This is a genomic window from Conyzicola lurida (assembly GCF_014204935.1).
Lineage (GTDB): Bacteria > Actinomycetota > Actinomycetes > Actinomycetales > Microbacteriaceae > Conyzicola > Conyzicola lurida.
In genome coordinates this window covers 1801705-1819205 of record NZ_JACHMJ010000001.1, presented here as the reverse complement: position 1 = coordinate 1819205, position 17501 = coordinate 1801705, and the positions used below count along the sequence as shown (strand labels likewise).

15 protein-coding genes are annotated in these 17501 nt (G+C 69.4%); 13 read left to right on the top strand and 2 right to left on the bottom strand.

Features of this window, described 5'->3' with window-relative positions:
- Window positions 1–14: 14 nt before the first annotated feature.
- From dnaJ to HD599_RS08685, 12 genes are all read left to right on the top strand, one after another.
- Window positions 15–1133 carry a molecular chaperone DnaJ gene (gene dnaJ / locus HD599_RS08740; protein ID WP_184236096.1) on the top strand — a complete coding sequence of 373 codons (1119 nt, stop codon included), beginning with the start codon at window positions 15–17 and terminating at the stop codon, window positions 1131–1133.
- Window positions 1134–1138: 5 nt separating this feature from the next.
- Window positions 1139–1867 carry a 16S rRNA (uracil(1498)-N(3))-methyltransferase gene (locus HD599_RS08735; RefSeq protein ID WP_184236093.1) on the top strand — a complete coding sequence of 243 codons (729 nt, stop codon included), beginning with the start codon at window positions 1139–1141 and terminating at the stop codon, window positions 1865–1867.
- A 24-nt stretch (window positions 1868–1891) separates the two neighbouring features.
- Entirely contained in the window at window positions 1892–2245 is a 354-nt protein-coding gene (locus HD599_RS08730; protein WP_184236090.1) for a histidine triad nucleotide-binding protein, read from the top strand.
- Window positions 2246–2342: 97 nt separating this feature from the next.
- Window positions 2343–3308 (top strand): PhoH family protein, encoded by a 966-nt coding sequence (locus HD599_RS08725; RefSeq protein ID WP_246376569.1) that lies wholly within the window; start codon window positions 2343–2345, stop codon window positions 3306–3308.
- 3 nt (window positions 3309–3311) lie between these two features.
- Window positions 3312–3773 (top strand): rRNA maturation RNase YbeY, encoded by a 462-nt coding sequence (gene ybeY, locus HD599_RS08720; protein WP_184236084.1) that lies wholly within the window; start codon window positions 3312–3314, stop codon window positions 3771–3773.
- 8 nt (window positions 3774–3781) lie between these two features.
- The gene (locus HD599_RS08715; RefSeq protein ID WP_184240472.1) at window positions 3782–5077 is read left to right on the top strand and encodes a hemolysin family protein; all 1296 of its coding nucleotides are present in this window, start codon (window positions 3782–3784) and stop codon (window positions 5075–5077) included.
- A gap of 1 nt (window position 5078) precedes the next feature.
- Complete coding sequence (era, locus tag HD599_RS08710; RefSeq protein ID WP_184236081.1) at window positions 5079–6005, top strand: GTPase Era; 927 nt, start codon at window positions 5079–5081, stop codon at window positions 6003–6005.
- A 103-nt stretch (window positions 6006–6108) separates the two neighbouring features.
- Window positions 6109–7299: a sensor histidine kinase gene (locus HD599_RS08705; protein WP_184236078.1), complete on the top strand. Its 1191-nt coding sequence runs from the start codon at window positions 6109–6111 to the stop codon at window positions 7297–7299.
- On the top strand, window positions 7296–7967 hold the full coding sequence (locus tag HD599_RS08700; protein ID WP_343061981.1) for a response regulator: 672 nt from the start codon (window positions 7296–7298) through the stop codon (window positions 7965–7967). The genes HD599_RS08705 and HD599_RS08700 overlap by 4 nt, the downstream gene beginning before the upstream one ends.
- Window positions 7968–8176: 209 nt before the next feature.
- The gene (locus tag HD599_RS08695; RefSeq protein ID WP_184236075.1) at window positions 8177–8935 is read left to right on the top strand and encodes an ABC transporter ATP-binding protein; all 759 of its coding nucleotides are present in this window, start codon (window positions 8177–8179) and stop codon (window positions 8933–8935) included.
- Complete coding sequence (locus HD599_RS08690) at window positions 8932–10335, top strand: ABC transporter permease (protein ID WP_184236071.1); 1404 nt, start codon at window positions 8932–8934, stop codon at window positions 10333–10335. Before HD599_RS08695 ends, HD599_RS08690 begins: the two co-directional genes overlap by 4 nt.
- A 226-nt stretch (window positions 10336–10561) precedes the next feature.
- Window positions 10562–13453 carry an AAA family ATPase gene (locus HD599_RS08685; RefSeq protein WP_184236068.1) on the top strand — a complete coding sequence of 964 codons (2892 nt, stop codon included), beginning with the start codon at window positions 10562–10564 and terminating at the stop codon, window positions 13451–13453.
- On the opposite strand, the gene HD599_RS08680 is transcribed toward HD599_RS08685, so the two are convergent.
- Together HD599_RS08680 and HD599_RS08675 are read right to left on the bottom strand one after the other, a co-directional pair.
- Window positions 13450–14220, bottom strand: a complete 771-nt coding sequence (locus HD599_RS08680; protein ID WP_184236065.1) for an ABC transporter permease — start codon at window positions 14218–14220, stop codon at window positions 13450–13452. The genes HD599_RS08685 and HD599_RS08680 overlap by 4 nt on opposite strands.
- Window positions 14220–15182, bottom strand: a complete 963-nt coding sequence (locus HD599_RS08675) for an ATP-binding cassette domain-containing protein (RefSeq protein WP_184236062.1) — start codon at window positions 15180–15182, stop codon at window positions 14220–14222. Before HD599_RS08675 ends, HD599_RS08680 begins: the two co-directional genes overlap by 1 nt.
- A gap of 337 nt (window positions 15183–15519) precedes the next feature.
- Here HD599_RS08675 and leuA point away from each other — a divergent pair, with 337 nt between their 5' ends.
- A complete protein-coding gene (gene leuA, locus HD599_RS08670) occupies window positions 15520–17286 on the top strand; it encodes a 2-isopropylmalate synthase (protein ID WP_184236059.1) in 1767 nt (588 codons plus the stop codon).
- Window positions 17287–17501: the final 215 nt, after the last annotated feature.

Sequence of the window (17501 nt, the reverse complement as noted above, 5' to 3'; positions counted from 1 at the left end):
ATTGACAAGTAACTGTGGCTGACCACTATGAAGTACTCGGCGTCGACAAGTCGGCGTCTCCCGAAGAGATCAAGAAGGCCTACCGCAAGCTGGCCCGAGAGTTCCACCCCGACGTGAACCCCGAGCCGAGCGCGTCCGACCGGTTCAAGCAGGTCACGCACGCCTACGACGTGCTGAGCGACGCGCGCCAGCGGCAGGAATACGACAACCAGGGCAGCGGCCAGTTCGGCGGCGCCCAGGGTTTCGGCGGATTCAGCGACATCTTCGAGACCTTCTTCGGCGGCGGAGCCCCCGGCGGCGGCGGAAGCGGAGCGGCACCCCGGTCGCGCAAGGAACGCGGCGGCGACGCCCTCCTGCGCGTGGAGGTCGACCTCGACGAGGTCATCTTCGGCACCAAGCGCGACCTCGAGGTGAACACCGCGATCCTCTGCGACACCTGCGAGGGCAGCTGCTGCGCCCCCGGAACCCGCGCCGTCGTCTGCGATATCTGCCACGGGTCCGGCCAGATCCAGCGCGCCGTCCGCAGCCTGCTCGGCAACATCATGACGTCGAGCCCCTGTGGCACCTGCCGCGGCTACGGCACCGTCATCCCGAACCCGTGCCCCACCTGCGCCGGCCAGGGCCGCGTGCGCGCCACGCGCAAGATGACCGTCGACATCCCCGCGGGAGTCGACACCGGACTGCGCCTGCAGCTGCCGAACCAGGGTGAGGTCGGTCCCGCCGGCGGGGCCAACGGCGACCTGTACCTCGAGATCAAGGTCAAGCACCACGAGGTCTACAGCCGCAACGGCGACGACCTGATGGCCACCCTCGAGGTGAGCATGGCGGATGCCGTGCTCGGCACCCGCGTCCGCGTCGACGCCCTCGACGGCGAGCTCGAGCTCGACCTCAAGCCGGGAACGCAGAGCGCCGACATCCTCACGATCAAAGACCGCGGAGTCAGCAAGCTCCGCGGCGGCGGCCGTGGCGACCTCAAGATCGGCGTGCAGGTCGTGACGCCGACGAAGCTCAACGGCAAGGAGCAGGAGCTCATCCGCCAGTTCGCCGGCAGCCACAAGGCCAAGGCGCCGCACCTCGCGTCGTTCCAGCAGGGACTGTTCGCCAAGCTGCGCGACCGCTTCCTGAACGTCTGACACCCATGGCGCACTTCTACCTGAACGAGCTCGTCTCGACCGCCGAGGTCGGGTCACGGGTGTCGGTCGAGGGTGCGGAAGCGCGGCACGCGGTCACCGTCAGCCGTCTCGCGGTCGGCGAGACGGTGTCGATCGGCAACGGCCGCGGGCTCGTCGTGACCGGCACCGTGGTCACCGCCGAGCACACCGACCTCACGATCGAGGCCGTCGAGGTCACCGACGTGCCCCGCACCGAGCCGGCGATCTTCCTCGCCCAGGCACTGGCCAAGGGCGACCGCGACGAGCTCGCGGTGCAGGCGGCCACCGAGCTGGGCATCGACGGCGTCATCCCGTGGACGGCCGCCCGGTCGATCTCCCGCTGGGAGGGTGCGAAGGTCGCCAAGGGCCACGACCGCTGGACCGCGATCGTGCGCGAGGCGACCAAGCAGTCGATCCGTGCCTGGCTGCCCGACGTGCTCGACCTGGTCAGCACGAACCAGCTCGTGCGGCTGTCGTCCGAGGTGCGGATGCTCGTGCTCGAGCCGACGGCGGAGCTCGCCCTGAGCGCGCTCGAACCCGACGACCGCGACATCGTGCTCGTCGTCGGGCCGGAGGGCGGCATCGCGCCGCACGAACTCGAGGCGCTCACCGCGGCGGGGGCCACCCTGGTGCGCCTCGGCGACACCGTGCTGCGCACCTCCACCGCGGGCCCGGCGGCGATCGCTGTGCTGAACGCGAAACTCGGCCGGTGGTGACCGCCAGCGATTAAGCTGGTGGCTATGTCTACTTCCGAGCCGTCGATCTTCAGCCGAATCCTCGCGCGCGAGATTCCCGCGGACATCGTCTACGAGAGCGAATCCGTGTTCGCGATCACCGACATCGCCCCGCAGGCGCCCGTGCACCTGCTCGTGATCCCGAAGACGGGCGAGTACCGCTCCGTCGGCGAACTCGCGAAGGCGGACCCGGCACTCCTCGCCGAGATGGTGGCGGTTGCCGACCAGCTCGCCGCCGAACGCTCCGACGGCGAGTACCGACTCGTCTTCAACACCGGCGAAAGCGCCGGCCAGACCGTATTCCACGTCCACGCACACGTGCTGGGCGGGCAACTCCCGGAAGGAACCCTTGCCGACTAGCAGTAACAGGCCGATGAGCAGCGACAGGCCGATCAACGCCAGCACCGTCCCGGAACCCACGTTCCACCGGGTCGATCTCGAGGTCGACGGGGTCGCCATGGTGCGGCTCCTCGGACCGCAGGACCGGCTTCTGCACACCATCGAGCGCCAGTTCCCGCTCGTCAGCGTGCACGTCCGCGGCAACCGCATCACCCTGTCCGTCGACCCCGACGTCGAGGACAGTTCCGATCAACTGCACCCAGCACTCCTGCTGGTCGAGGAGCTCATCCAGATGATTCGCAACGGCGTCGATCTCGGCGACACAGAGGTCACCCAGTCCGCCCGTATTCTGCGCGAGAAGACGGGCAGCCCGTCCACCCTGCTCAGCGAACCGATCGTCTCCAGCCGCGGCACGACCGTGCGGCCCAAGACGAGCGGCCAGAAAGAGTACGTCAGCGCGATCGACCAGAACACCATCGTGTTCGGCATCGGCCCGGCGGGAACCGGCAAGACGTACCTCGCGATGGCCAAGGCCGTGCAGGCGCTCCAGCGCAAAGAGGTCGAGCGCATCATCCTGACCCGTCCCGCGGTCGAGGCGGGGGAGCGGCTCGGCTTCCTGCCGGGCAGCCTCAACGACAAGATCGACCCCTACCTCCGCCCGCTCTACGACGCGCTCAACGAGATGATGGACCCGGAACTGGTCCCGAAGCTGCTGGCCGCCGGCACCATCGAGGTGGCACCGCTCGCCTACATGCGCGGCCGCACGCTCAACAACGCGTTCATCATCCTCGACGAGGCGCAGAACACCACGCCCGAGCAGATGAAGATGTTCCTCACCCGCCTCGGCTTCGGCTCGAAGATGGTCGTCACGGGCGACATCACCCAGGTCGACCTGCCGATGGGCGCGAGCGGCCTGCAGCTCGTCACGCACGTGCTCGACGACATGGACGACATCGTGTTCGCCCAGCTCACGAGCGCCGACGTCGTGCGCCACAACCTCGTCGGCCAGATCGTCGACGCCTATACCAAGTTCGACGCCGAGCGCCAGCGCTCGGACTACGAACGCCAGAACCGAAAGCGCTGAGCCATGTCTATCGAAGTGAACAACGAGTCGACGATCGCCGTCGACGAAACCGTGCTGCAGCGTCTCGTCACGTACGCGCTCGACGAGCTGCACGTGCACCGCGACGCCGAACTGTCGATCATCCTCGTGGACGAGGCCGCCATGGAGCAGCTGCACGTGCAGTGGATGGACGAACCGGGCCCCACCGACGTGCTCAGCTTCCCGATGGACGAGCTGCGCCCCGGTACCGAGGACTCGATCACCCCCGCGGGCCTCCTCGGCGACATCGTGCTCTGCCCCCAGGTCGCGATCGAGCAGGCCGAGACCGCCGGGCACACGCCGATCGAGGAGATGCTGATGCTCACCACGCACGGCCTCCTCCACCTGCTCGGCTTCGACCACGCGGAGCCCGACGAGGAGAAGGAGATGTTCGGCCTGCAGCGCGACATCCTCGTCGGCTTCTCGCTCGCCGAACGCCGCCGGTAACGCCCGTGATGATCCCGATCTTCGTCAGCGTCGCGGTGCTGCTCGTGCTGTTCGGCGGGCTGCTCGCGGCCGCCGACGCGGCGCTCAGCGTGCTCAGCCGCACCGACATCGTCGACATCGCGTCGACGAGCCGGTGGCGCAAGGCGTTGCTCGCGATCTCCGACGACATCGGGGCCCACACCAACGCGCTCAACTTCATGCGCGTCGTGGCCGAGACGACCGCGGCCGTCCTCGTCTCGCTGTCGTTCGCCTACGCGATCGAGCAGTGGTGGCTCGCGCTGCTCTGGTCGGCGCTGCTGATGACCGCGGTGTCGTTCGTGCTCGTGGGCTCGAGCCCCCGCAGCGTGGGCCGGGCGCACCCCCGCGGCACCCTGCGGTTCAGCGCGGGACTCATCCGCGGCATCCGTCTCTTTCTCGGTCCCGTCGCCAACGCCCTCGTGGCCATCGGCAACCGGGTGACCCCGGGCCGGCCCAAGTCCGTCACGTTCTCGAGCGAAGAACAGCTGCTCAGCATGGTCGACGAGGCCACCGAGCTCGACGTGCTCGAGGAGGTCGACCGCGAGCTCATCCACTCGATCTTCGAGTTCAGCGACACCGTCGTGCGCGAGGTGATGATCCCGCGCACCGACATGATCACCGTCGAGGGCGACGAGGCGATCGGCACCGCGATGGCGATCTTCCTCAGCCGCGGCGTCTCCCGGATGCCCGTCATCGGCGAGAACGTCGACGACGTGCTCGGCATCCTGCACCTGCGCGACATCGCCCGCATCAACTACGAGCAGCCGGTCGGCGCCGAGACGATGACCGTGCTCGAGCTCGCCCGCCCCGTGCTCTTCGCGCCCGAGTCGCAGAAGGCCGACAGCCTGCTGCGCAACATGCAGCTCGAGGCCAACCACCTCGCGATGATCGTCGACGAGTACGGCGGAATCGCCGGGCTCGTGACGCTCGAGGACCTCATCGAGGAACTCGTCGGCGACATCTCCGACGAGTACGACCACGAGGCGCCCGAGATCGAAGACCTCGGCGACGGCGTCTACCGCGTGAGCGCGCGCCTGCCCACGGACGAGCTCGGCGACCTGTTCGACATGGAGCTCGACGACGACGACGTCGACTCCGTCGGCGGCCTGCTCACCAAGACACTCGGTAGGCTTCCCGTGAAGGGGTCGAGCGCAACCGTGTCCGGCCTCGTCCTCACCGCCGACCGCACCGAGGGTCGACGCCGCCGCGTCTCCACCGTGCTGGTCGAGCGCGACCAGGCGGCCCTCGAGGCCGCCACCGCCGACAGCACGACAGAAAGCGATTAACGTGGACACCCCCTCAGGCTCAGAGTTCGACCAGGCCCCCGACTTCCGCGCGGGCTTCGTCTCCTTCGTGGGCCGCCCCAACGTGGGCAAGTCCACGCTCACCAACGCGCTCGTCGGCGAGAAGGTCGCGATCACCAGCTCCAAGCCGCAGACCACCCGCCGCGCCATCCGGGGCGTCGTGCACCAGAAGACCGGCCAGCTCGTGCTCGTCGACACCCCCGGTATGCACCGCCCGCGCACCCTGCTCGGCGAACGCCTCAACTCGATCGTGCAGACCACGCTCGGCGACGTCGACGTCGTGGGCCTCTGCCTGCCGGCCAACGAGAAGATCGGCCCCGGCGACCGCTTCATCAGCGAGCAGCTCGACTCCTTCCCGCGCGCGAAGAAGGTGGCGATCGTCACCAAGATCGACGCCGCCTCCCGCCCCGCCGTCGCCGAGCAGCTGCTCGCGATCTCCGAGCTGCGCGACGACTGGGAGGCGATCATCCCGATCTCCTCGACCAGCCGTATCCAGCTCGACACCCTCACCACACAGCTGATCAAGCTCATGCCGCTGTCGTCCGCGCTGTACCCGGCCGGCACCGTCACCGACGAGGGGCTCGAATCGCGCATCTCGGAGCTCATCCGCGAGGCCACCCTCGAGGGCGTCATGGACGAACTGCCGCACTCGATCGCGGTCACCGTCGACGACATCGTCGAGCGCGACGACAAAGACCTCGTCGAGATCTACGCGAACGTCTTCGTCGAGCGTGACAGCCAGAAGGGCATCATCATCGGCCACCAGGGCGAAAGGCTTCAGGATGTCGGAGCCCGCGCCCGGCACGAGATCGAGAAGCTCGTGGGCAAGCAGGTGTACCTCTCGCTGCGGGTCAAGGTCGCCAAGGACTGGCAGCGCAACGCCAAACAGCTCGGACGCCTCGGGTTTTAGACCCCGCTCCCGGGTCAACCTTGCGGATGATATTGACGTCGCTCGCGGGGGATCTCGCGCTGTTTCGCTCGTCGGCACCGGCTATTCCGCTTAACGTGTAAACATGTTCCGCTCCTTGCAGAAGTACCAGTACGCGGTAGACGTCGGTCTCGCCGCGCTGTACTTCGTGATCTCGCTCGAGCTGTTCGGCTACACCTACGGTCTGGCCTTCGGCGGGCTGGGTTTCGTCATCGTCGTCGGCGGCTACGCGGTGGCCGTGGCGGCACGCCGGTTCAGCCCGGGGATCGCCCTCGGAATCGCCTGGCTGTTCTCCATCGTGCAGATGGTGCTCATGGTCGAGCCCAGCGTCTACAACGTCGCCACCTGCCTCGTTCTGTTCACCACGTCGGCCTACGGCGGGCCTGTCGTGCGCACCCTCGGCCTGGTCTCGGTGGGCGTGGGATCGTTCGTCGTCGCGGTGTACCTCGCCCTGCGCGGCGCAGCGCAGGGCGTCTCCGAGTCGATCTTCGGGTTCAGCGACCTGCCCGGCGTCTTCCTGCAGTTCGCGCTCATCTTCTTCGCGATGCTCTTCGTGCTGGGCCTGCCGTGGCTCGCCGGCCTACTCGTGCGCTCGATGCTGCGCACCCGGGAGAGCCGCATCGCCCGCGAGCGGGCAGAACGCGACGTGATCGTCGAGCAGGAACGCAACCGCATCGCCCGCGACATGCACGACGTGGTGGCGCACTCGCTCGCCGTCGTCATCGCGCAGGCAGACGGTGCCCGGTACGCCCGCGCGGTCGACCCCGAGGCCGTCGACGAGGCGCTGCTCGCGATCTCGACCACGGCCCGCGACGCGCTCGGCGACGTGCGCCTGCTGCTCGGCCAGCTGCGGCACAGCCAGGGCGACGGCCCCCAGCCGGTGCTCGCCGACCTCGACCGCCTGCTCGACCAGTTCCGCGCCTCGGGGCTCGGCATCGAATTCATCCAGTTCGGCCAGCCGCGCCCGCTCGGCACGGCGCAGGAGCTCTCGATCTACCGGATCGTGCAGGAGGCCGTCACCAACGCCCTCCGCCACGGCGACCGCACGGCGACCGTCGTGATCCGTTTCGACTGGATGCCCTCGAGCATCGACATCTCCATCACGAACGGAACCACAGTGCCCACCACCACCGCAGAGCTCTACATCGGCCACGGACTCGCCGGCATGACCGAGCGCGCCTCCCTCGTCGGCGGCACCCTCACGGCCGCACCCGCCGACGGCCGCTTCGTCGTGTCGCTGTCGCTGCCGACCGCGATCTCGATGGGCGCCCGGTGACCGCGCGCATCCGCGTCGGCCTCGTCGACGACCAGGCGCTGTTCCGCACCGGAATCCGCATGCTGGTGTCGTCGCAGCCCGACCTCGAGTTCGTCGGCCAGGCCGGCAACGGTGTCGAGGGGATCGAGATGGCGGCGGAAACGCTGCCCGACGTGATCCTCATGGACATCCGCATGCCCGTCATGGACGGGATCGAATCGACACGGGCCATCCTCGCGGCCGCCGATGCCCGGGGCGGAACCCCGCCGCGCATCATCGTGCTCACCACCTTCGATCTGGACGAGGCGGCGATGCGCGCCATCCGCGGGGGAGCGAGCGGCTTCCTGCTCAAGGACACCGACCCCGAGTTCCTCCTCGCGGCGATCCGCACTGTGCACGCCGGCACCTCGGTGATCGCGGCCTCCGCCACCAAGGAACTATTCGAGAACTTCGACTCGAGCTCGCCGTCGAACACCGTCGTGCCCGAGGAGTTCGACACCCTCACGGCCCGCGAGAAGGACATCTTCGTTCTCGCCGCCCGCGGCCTGAGCAACGCCGAGATCGCGTCGACGGAGTTCCTCAGCGAGGCGACGGTCAAGACGCACATCTCGCGCGTGCTGGGCAAGCTGGGGCTGCGCGACCGCGTGCAGCTCGTGGTGTTCGCCTACGAGAACCGGCTGACGGACTGAGCCCTCCGCGGGGTGACCGAGCCCTCCGCGGGGTGACCGCGCCTCAGCGGGTCGAGCTTGCGCGTGGGGCAATGGAAATCGCGCCAGCGATTTCGCGACCCCAGCGCCGAGGGAGCCTGCGACCGAGGTAGTGAGCGTCATTCCCGCGATGTACGGCTTCCATCCCCGCGCCTGATTCGCGTCATCCGCCCCGCTTCTAGCGTTGGAGTATGGAAATTCAGGAACACAGCGACCTCGTCGCCCGCGTCGAATCGCTCGGCAAATCGTACGGAACCGCCTCGAACAGCGTGGCCGCGCTGCGCGACGTCACGATCGGGATCCGCCGCGGCGAATTCACCGCGATCATGGGGCCGAGCGGCTCCGGCAAATCGACCCTCATGCACATCATGGCCGGTCTCGACTCCGTCACGACGGGCCGCGTCTGGCTCGGCGACACCGAGATCACGAGTCTGGCGGATGACGCGTTGACCACCCTGCGCCGGCGTCGGGTCGGGTTCGTCTTCCAGTCGTTCAACCTCGTCCCGACGCTCGACATCGAGGGCAACATCGTGCTCCCGTTCGAACTCGACGGCCGACGCCCGTCGGCGGCGGAGCGCGAGTGGATCGACCAGCTCGTCGAATCGCTCGGGCTCGGCGCGCGACTGCGCCACCGCCCGCACGAGCTCTCAGGCGGGCAGCAGCAGCGCGTCGCCATCGCCCGCGCGCTCGCCACCCGTCCCGACCTGGTGTTCGCCGACGAGCCGACCGGCAACCTCGACTCGCGCACCAGCCGCGAGGTGCTCGCGCTGCTGGCGACCGCGAGCCGCGAGTACGGACAGAGCATCGCGATGGTGACGCACGACCCGATCGCGGCGAGCTATGCCGACCGCATTCTGTTCCTCGCCGACGGCGTGGTCGTGCGCGACCTCGGAAAGTCGACCGCCGAGGAGATCTCGGGCCTGATGCTCGGCATGGAGCGTGCGGCATGATGCGGCTCAGCGCGGGGGAACACGGCCCGAGCGTGCTCGTCGCCGCCCTCAGCGCGGCGTTCGGTGTCTCCGTGCTGCAGTTCGTCGGCGTGATCAGCCAGATCCTCGCCGCCGACAGCGTGACGGGGGAGAGCGACACCGTCGCGTTCTTCCTCGGGATCGTCGCGGTCGTCTTCATCGTGATCGCGGTCTACGTCGGGGCGATCGTCACCGCGAACACCTTCTCGACGATCATCGCGGGCCGCACGCGCACGATCGCGCTGCTGCGGCTGATCGGCTCGAGCGCGCGCACGCAGCGTCGCGCGGTCGCGCGGGAGGGGCTCGTCGTCGGGCTGGTCGGTGCCGCGGCCGGGTTCCTCGTCGGTAGCGCGGTCACCGTCGCGACCGTCGCCGTCGGCACGTCCACGGGGTTCATGCCCGCCGGCGTCGCCTACTCGTACCTGTCGCCCGTGCTCGTGCTTCCCGTCGTCGCCGTCGTACTCACGACCTGGATCGCCTCGTGGGTCGGGTCGCGCCGGGTGCTCGTCGTCTCGCCGATGCAGGCCACGGGCGCGGCGCACGAGCAGAGCGCGGCGGAGGTCTCCGCGTCGAAAGCCCGCAACGCGGTCGCTGTCGGGCTGTTCGTCGCCGGCACCGTCATCCTCGTCGTCTCTGTCCTGATCGGACTGGTCACACCCCTCGCCGTGCTCGTCGGGATCGTCGGCGGGCTGCTCTCGTTCACCGGGCTCGTGGTCGGCGCGCACCTGGTGATGCCCGTCGCCCTGCGGTTCGTCGGTCGTCTGCTCGGCTCCAGCGCGCCGGCCCGGCTCGCCGCGGAAAACGCGGTGCGGTACCCGGAACGGTCCTCGCGTACGACGATCGGTCTGGTCATCGGCATCACGCTGGTGACGATGTTCGCGGTGGCGATGCAGGGGTACCAGAACATCATCTCCGCCGCGCAGCGGGAGAACCCGGAGTACTACCAGGGCATCGACGAGGCGTTCGCCGTGACGCTGGCCGTGTTCTCGATCCTGATGGGGTTCAGCGCCGTCATCGCGGCCGTGGGCATGGTGAACAACCTGTCGCTCAGCGTCATGCAGCGCACGCGCGAGCTCGGGCTGCTGCGCGCGCTCGGGTTCACCGGGCGGCAGGTCCGGGGGATGATCACCGCGGAGAGCGCCCAACTCACCGCAGCCTCGGTCCTCGTCGGCCTCGTGCTCGGGTTCTGCTACGGCTGGGCGGGCGCGCAGTCGATGTTCGGCAGCGTGAACGGGAGCCCCGGATTCGTCGTGCCCGGGCTGCCGCTGCCGTTCCTCGTCGGGACAGTCGTGCTCGCCGCGGTGCTCACTGTCGCGGCGTCGGTCGGGCCGTCGCGTCGCGCCACCCGCGTGACGCCGGTGGCCGCGCTGGCGCTGGAGTAGGGGCGCGGCCGAGCCGCGCCCGGCCGCCCCGTTTCGGAAATTCAGGAAGTCCGCCATCCATCGCCCCGCAGATCGGCGAGTTCTCGGCACCCGCACCGCGGCTGCCGTACAGACTTCCTGAATTTCCGACGGGGCAGGGGCGACGGGGCAGGGGCGACGGCGGTGGCGACCGAGGCGACCGCGGCGACCGCGCAGCCCCGCCCGCGACGCGGCTTAGAGTTGACGCGTGCGCATAGGTCTTCTGGGCGGTCTCCGCATCGAGCACGACGACGAGCCGATCGCCGTCTCGGGGTCGATGCAGCTCGCCGTGCTCTTCCGCCTCGCGGTCGACGCCGGCACCGCCGTCAGCTACCGCGCCATCGCCGAGGATGTCTGGTCGTCGGATGCCCCGGAGAACACCCGCGCGGCACTGCAGTCGATCGTCTCCCGGCTGCGGTCGCAACTCCCGCCGGGCACCATCGAGTCGACGGTCGGCGGCTACCGCCTCGCCATCGCGCGCACGGACGTCGACGCGCTCGTCTTCTCCGACCTGGTCGCCGAGGCAGCGGCTAGCGGCAGCGGCGAACTCGCATCCCGGGCTCTTGCGGGCTGGGCGGGGGAACCGTGGGTGCCGTCCGCGAACTTCGACTGGTTCGAGCGAGACCTGCGCGCCGACCGCGCGACGGCGCTCAGTCTCGGGGGAAACACCGTTCCCGCCGCCCCGGTCAGGAACGGGCTTCCGACTCCGCTCACCGAGCTCGTCGGCCGGGAGAGGGAGCTGGCGGCCGTCGCCGCCCAGCTCTCGGCCAACCGTCTGGTGACCGTCGTCGGTCCGGGCGGCGCGGGCAAGACGCGTCTCGCGCTGGCCGCGGCGGCGTCGCACCCCGGGGCGATTCTCGTCGAGCTCGCACCGGTCGGGTCCGACGAAGTGCTCTCGGCCATTCTCGGGGCGACCGGTCGCGAGCTCCGCACGGCCGACGCTCCCGCCGAACCGACGGGAGCGCGCGAGCGCGTGCTCGCCGCCCTCGCGGGCCGGGAGGTGCTGCTCGTGCTCGACAACTGCGAGCACGTCATCGACGCGGCCGCTCGCACGGCCGGCGACCTGCTCTCGGCGCTCCCGTCGCTGCGTATCCTCGCCACGAGCCGCGAACCGCTCGGCGTGCCCGGCGAGGCGTTCGTGAACCTCGGCTCGCTCGGCCACCCGACGGAGGCCGAGCTCTCGGCCGGCAGCGCGGGCCCGCTGGAGCTATTCCCGGCGATCGAGCTCTTCCGCCAGCGCGCGGCGGCGGCGAGCGGGGAGCCGCTCGACCCCGCAGACCTCGAGGCCGTCGCGCGCGTCTGCGCGCGCCTGGACGGCCTCCCGCTCGCCCTCGAGCTCGCCGCGGCCCGGTTGCGCACGATGTCCGTCGCCGAGGTGCTCGAGGGACTCGACGACCGGTTCACGTTGCTGACCGGCGGGTTCCGCACGGCCCTCCCGCGGCACCAGACACTGCGCGCCATGATCGACTGGAGCTGGAGCCTGCTGACGCCCGACGAGCAGCGTGCGCTCGCTCACCTCGCGGTGTTCCCGGCCGGGATCGACGTGGCGGACGCGCGGCGTCTTGCCCGGGCGATGGGCCTGCCCGCGGCATCCGTCTTCGACTCTCTCGTCGACAAATCGTTGCTCGGGCGTTCGCGCGGCCGGTACCGGGCACTCGAGACGATCCGCGAGTTCGGCATCGACAAGCTCGCCGAGCGGGGAGAACTCGCCGACGCGCGCCGCGACCAGGTGCTCTACCTCGTCGAGCGGGCCGGCGAGACCGACCGCCTGCTGCGTGGTCCGGGCATCTACGACGCCATCGGCTGGTTCGACTCCGAGGACGACAACATCGCGGCGGCCCTGCGCTACGCCACGGGCACCGGTATGGCGGGGGAGGCCGTCGCGCTCTGCGCCGCGTGCGGGTGGTACTGGACGATCCGCGACCGGCAGGACGACACCCGACTCTGGTTCGCGGCGGCGATCCCTCTCGCCGAGGGGCTCGACGGAGACGACGCGCGACTCCTCCGTGCGCTCGCACCCGTCGCCCGTGCTTTCGGTGGCGGCGGCACCGCGGACGCCGACGACTTCGACCCGCGGTCGGAGTCCCCGGACCTCGTCGCACAGATGCTCGACGCGGTCGGCCCGGCGACGGACGGCGACAACGACCTGCTCCAGGTGCTGCCGGTTCTGCTCTCGGCGTTTGCGGAGGTGGGAGCCGATCCGCGCGCGATGTCCGACGTCCGGGTCCCCTGGGGCGAGGATCTCGGTCTGGGCGCCTGGCCGTGCGCGCTCCTCCACGTGCTCGCCGCCGCGATCGCTCAGAACCGGGGAGACGTCGAGGCGCTCGGCACCGAGTCCGAGCTCGCCGTCGCGCGCTTCACCGAGATCGGCGACCTCTGGGGACTCGCCCTCGCCGAGCAGATGCGCTCGGAATGGCTGACCCTGCACGGCAGGCTCGACGAGGCACTCGCGACCGCCACGTCGTCGACCGACCACATGCGCCCGATCACGACGGAGTGGGACCTCGCCCAGCAGATGAGTCTCTCCGTCTCGCTCCTGCTCCGGATGCGCCGGCACGACGAGGCCCGCTCCCGCACCGCCGCACTACTGGCCTCGGCCGAGGCGGGCGGCAACGCGCGCACGATCCTGCAGGCGCTCATGATGTCGGCGACCGTCGATCTCCACGTCGGCGACGTCGACGCGGCGGACGCCCGGCTCGACCGGGTCGAGGAGCTCGCCTCGTCGTGGCCGCGAATGCCCGGGCAGCTGGTCGCGATGATCGGCGTCGCCCGTGGCGACTCGGCAAGCCAGAAGGGCGATGTGGATGCCGCGGCGACCGCTCTTCGCGCCGCGGCCGACGCCGCCCTCGCCACGCACGACCACCCCGTCATCGCGAGTGTCGCGCTGGGATTCGGCACGCTGGCCGTGAGTCGCGGGGACATCCCCGGGGCGGTGCGGGCTCTCGACCTCGCGACAGCGATCGTGGGGATCCACGACGCGACCGCCCCGCAGGTGATCGCGATCGAGGCGGCGGCCCGGGCGCACGGGATCGAGCGGGCCGCGGCATCCGCCCCGACCCGCTCTGCCGCACTGGAGTCGCTCTCGCGACTGACCGTCTAGATTTTCTTGCGGTACGCCCACGTGGCGAGCGGGAAGAACACCGCGACCAGCACCACGCACGAGGCCAGCACCCAGACGATCTCGCCGCCGATCGTCGTACCGGCCGCCATAAAGGTCGGCCCCGAGAGCAGACCGCGCATCATCTCGATGACGTGGGTCACCGGGTTGATCGCGACCCAGCCCTGCAGCCAGTCCGGAAGGGTCGACGCGGGCACGAAGGTCGACGAGCCGAAGGTCAGCGGGAACACGATGAGGAACGAGAGTCCTTGCACGGCTCCCGAGCTGCGGGCGAGCATGCCGATGAGCACGGAGACCCAGCACAGGCTGACGGCGAACAGGATCATCAGCAGCACGCCGGCGATGACCGATCCGACGTCTGTTCCGAAGCGGAAGCCGATGATCGCACCGAACGCGAGCGTCACCGTGATGGCGATGAGGTGCCGCACGATGTCGCCGCTCACGGCGCCGAGCAGGGGAGCGGAGCGGGCGATCGGCAGCGACCGGAATCGGTCGAACACGCCCTTCTGGATGTCGGTGTTGAGATTCACGCCGATCGTCAGCGAGGTGAACATGATCGTCTGCACGATGATGCCGGGCAGGACGAACGGCAGGTAGTCGGCCGTGTCTCCGGCGACGGCGCCGCCGAAGATGTAGACGAAGAGCACCGTCATGATGATCGGCTGCACCGTCACGTCGATGAACTGTTCGGGGTTGCGCACCATCTTGGTGATGGAGCGCTGGGCGAGGATGAGCGAGTCGCGGATCATCAGAGCGCAGCTCCTTCCAGAGTGTCGGCCGACTGGGTCTGGCCGGTGAGCGAGTAAAAGACCTCGTCGAGGCTGGGCAGGCGCAGCGAGAGTTCGCTGACGGCGATGCCGTCCGCGGCGAGCTCGCCGACGACCCGGGCGAGGGCGGTGTCGTCGGACACGGGGACGGACAGCAGGTCGGGCGCCGGCTGCTCGGGTTCGCGGGTTCCGACCCGGGCGAGCAGGGTGCGCACCCGGGGGAGGTCGTGCGGATCCACCGGCCGCACCTCGAGGGTCTGGCCTCCGAGCTGGCGTTTAAGCGCCTGCGGGGTGTCGTGGGCGATGATGCGTCCGTGGTCGATCACGGTGATCTCGTTGGCTAGCGCGTCGGCCTCTTCGAGGTACTGGGTGGTGAGCAGCACCGTCGTGCCCTTGGCGACGAGCGCGCGCACCATGTCCCAGACGTCGTCGCGCTTGCCCGGGTCGAGGCCCGTGGTCGGTTCGTCGAGGTAGACGACGCTCGGTCGGCCGATGAGCGACGCGGCGAGGTCGAGGCGGCGCCGCATGCCGCCCGAGTAGGTCTTCGCCAGACGCTTGGACGCGTCGGTGAGGTCGAATTCGGCGAGCAGTTCGTCGGCCCGTGCCTTGGCGGCGCGGGTGGAGAGGTCGAGCAGCCGGCCGATCATCACGAGGTTCTCGAGGCCGGTGAGATCCTCGTCGACGCTCGCGTACTGTCCGGTGAGTCCGATCGAACGGCGCACCGCGGACGCATCCGTGACGATGTCGTGGCCGGCGACCCGCGCCGTGCCCGAGTCAGGGGTGAGCAGGGTGGCGAGGATGCGGACCGCCGTGGTTTTTCCCGCGCCGTTCGGCCCGAGAACGCCGAGAACGCGCCCCTCCTCCACCTCGAGGTCGATGCCGGCAAGAGCCTGGGTGGACCCGTACCGCTTGGTGAGGCCGTGGGCCTCGATCGCCAGTGTCATGGCTTCTCCTTCGTGTCCCGACCAGTGTGCGAGCGGACCGCTGTCGGGACGCTGTCACGCACTGTCACGCGCTGGCGCGCACCCCCGTTTCGGAAATTCAGGAAGTCCGCCATCCATCGCCCCGCAGGTCGGCGAGTTCTCGGCGCCCGTACCGCGGCCGGCGTGCAGACTTCCTGAATTTCCGAGGCGACAGGCGCCGCACGACGGTGTTACCCTGAAATGGTGTTGTTCGGTCTGCTTCTCCTTAGCTGCCGCGACGAGTCCTAACCCAAGGCCTCACTCGTCGCGGTGTTTGTTGTCGGCTGACCACTAACGAAAGCGAAGAGAACCAGAGACCATGAAGAACACGCAGCAGCCCTCCGGCATGCCGATCCACAAGTACCGCCCGTACCACGAGCAGCTGGCCGTGGACCTCCCCGACCGCACCTGGCCGTCGAAGCGCATCACCGAGGCGCCCCGCTGGTGCGCCGTCGACCTGCGCGACGGCAACCAGGCCCTCATCGACCCGATGAGCCCCGAACGCAAGCGCATCATGTTCGACCTGCTCGTCAAGATGGGCTACAAGGAGATCGAGGTCGGTTTCCCGTCGGCCTCGCAGACCGACTTCGACTTCGTCCGCAGCCTCATCGAAGAGAACCTGATCCCCGACGACGTCACCATCCAGGTGCTGACCCAGGCGCGCGAGGGCCTGATCAACCGCACCTACGAGTCGATCGCCGGGGCCAAGCAGGCCATCGTGCACCTCTACAACTCGACGAGCGTGCTGCAGCGCGAGGTCGTGTTCCGCACCGACAAGCAGGGCATCATCGACATCGCGCTCGAGGGAGCCCGCCTCTGCCGCCTGGCCGAGGCCACCGTGCCCGAGGTCGACGTGCACTACGAGTACTCGCCCGAGAGCTACACGGGGACCGAGCTCGACTTCGCGCTCGACATCTCCAACCAGATGGTCGACGCCCTGGGCGGAACTCCCGAGCGCCCCGTCATCATCAACCTGCCCGCGACCGTCGAGATGGCGACGCCGAACGTCTACGCCGATTCCATCGAGTGGATGTCGCGCAATTTCGCCCGCCGCGACAGCGTGATCCTCAGCCTGCACCCGCACAACGACCGGGGCACCGGCATCGCCGCGGCCGAGCTCGGCTACATGGCCGGCGCGGACCGCATCGAGGGCTGCCTGTTCGGTAACGGAGAGCGCACCGGCAACGTCGACCTCGTCGCGCTGGGCATCAACCTGTTCACGCAGGGCATCGACCCGCAGATCGACTTCAGCGACCTCGACGAGGTCAAGCGCACCGCCGAGTACTGCAACCAGCTGCCCGTGCCCGAACGCAGCCCGTGGGCGGGCGACCTCGTCTACACCGCGTTCAGCGGCTCGCACCAGGACGCCATCAAGAAGGGCTTCGAGGCCATGGCCGTCGACGCCGTCGCGCAGGGCGTCACGGTCGACGACCTCGTCTGGGCCGTGCCGTACCTGCCGATCGACCCCAAAGACCTCGGCCGCAGCTACGAGGCCGTCATCCGGGTGAACTCGCAGTCCGGCAAGGGCGGCGTCGCCTACCTGCTGAAGACCGACCACGCGCTCGACCTGCCGCGCAAGCTGCAGATCGAGTTCTCGGGCGTCGTGCAGGCGAAGACCGACGCCGAGGGCGGAGAGGTCACGAGCGACCAGATCTGGGCGATCTTCCAGGACGAGTACCTGCCCGCGCCGGTCACCCGCCCCGAGGACAAGTGGGGACGCTTCGAGCTCAACCGCACGCAGACCGCGAGCGATCTGGGCGGCGAAGTGTCGCTCCAGACCGTGCTGCGAGTCGGCGACGACGTGATCAACGCGGATGCCACCGGCAACGGCCCGATCGCCGCGTTCCTCAACATCATGGCCGAACAGGGCATCGACGTGAAGCTCTTCGACTACGTCGAGCACGCTCTCAGCGCGGGTGGCGACGCCTACGCCGCGGCCTACGTCGAGCTCAACGTGAACGGAACCCGCCTCTGGGGCGTCGGCATCGACGCGGACATCTCGACCGCCTCGCTCAAGGCCGTGGTCTCCGCGGTCAACCGCGCGGTGCGCGCCACGACCGACGACCGCGAGCTCGCCGCGGTCTAACGAGCGCGTTCCCCGGCGTCTCGCCGCGCAGTTTCGGAAGTTCAGGAAGAAACGCAATCGCCCCACGCTGCCCCCGCGAAAACCCGGGGCGGCGCGGGGCTTTTGTGTGCAGACTTCCTGAATTTCCGAATCGCGCGGTGGTGGTGAAGAGGGGTGGCGGGATGACGGAGCCCGGGTTCGCGCACGGATCGCACGGGTGGCGCGACCGGGGTATC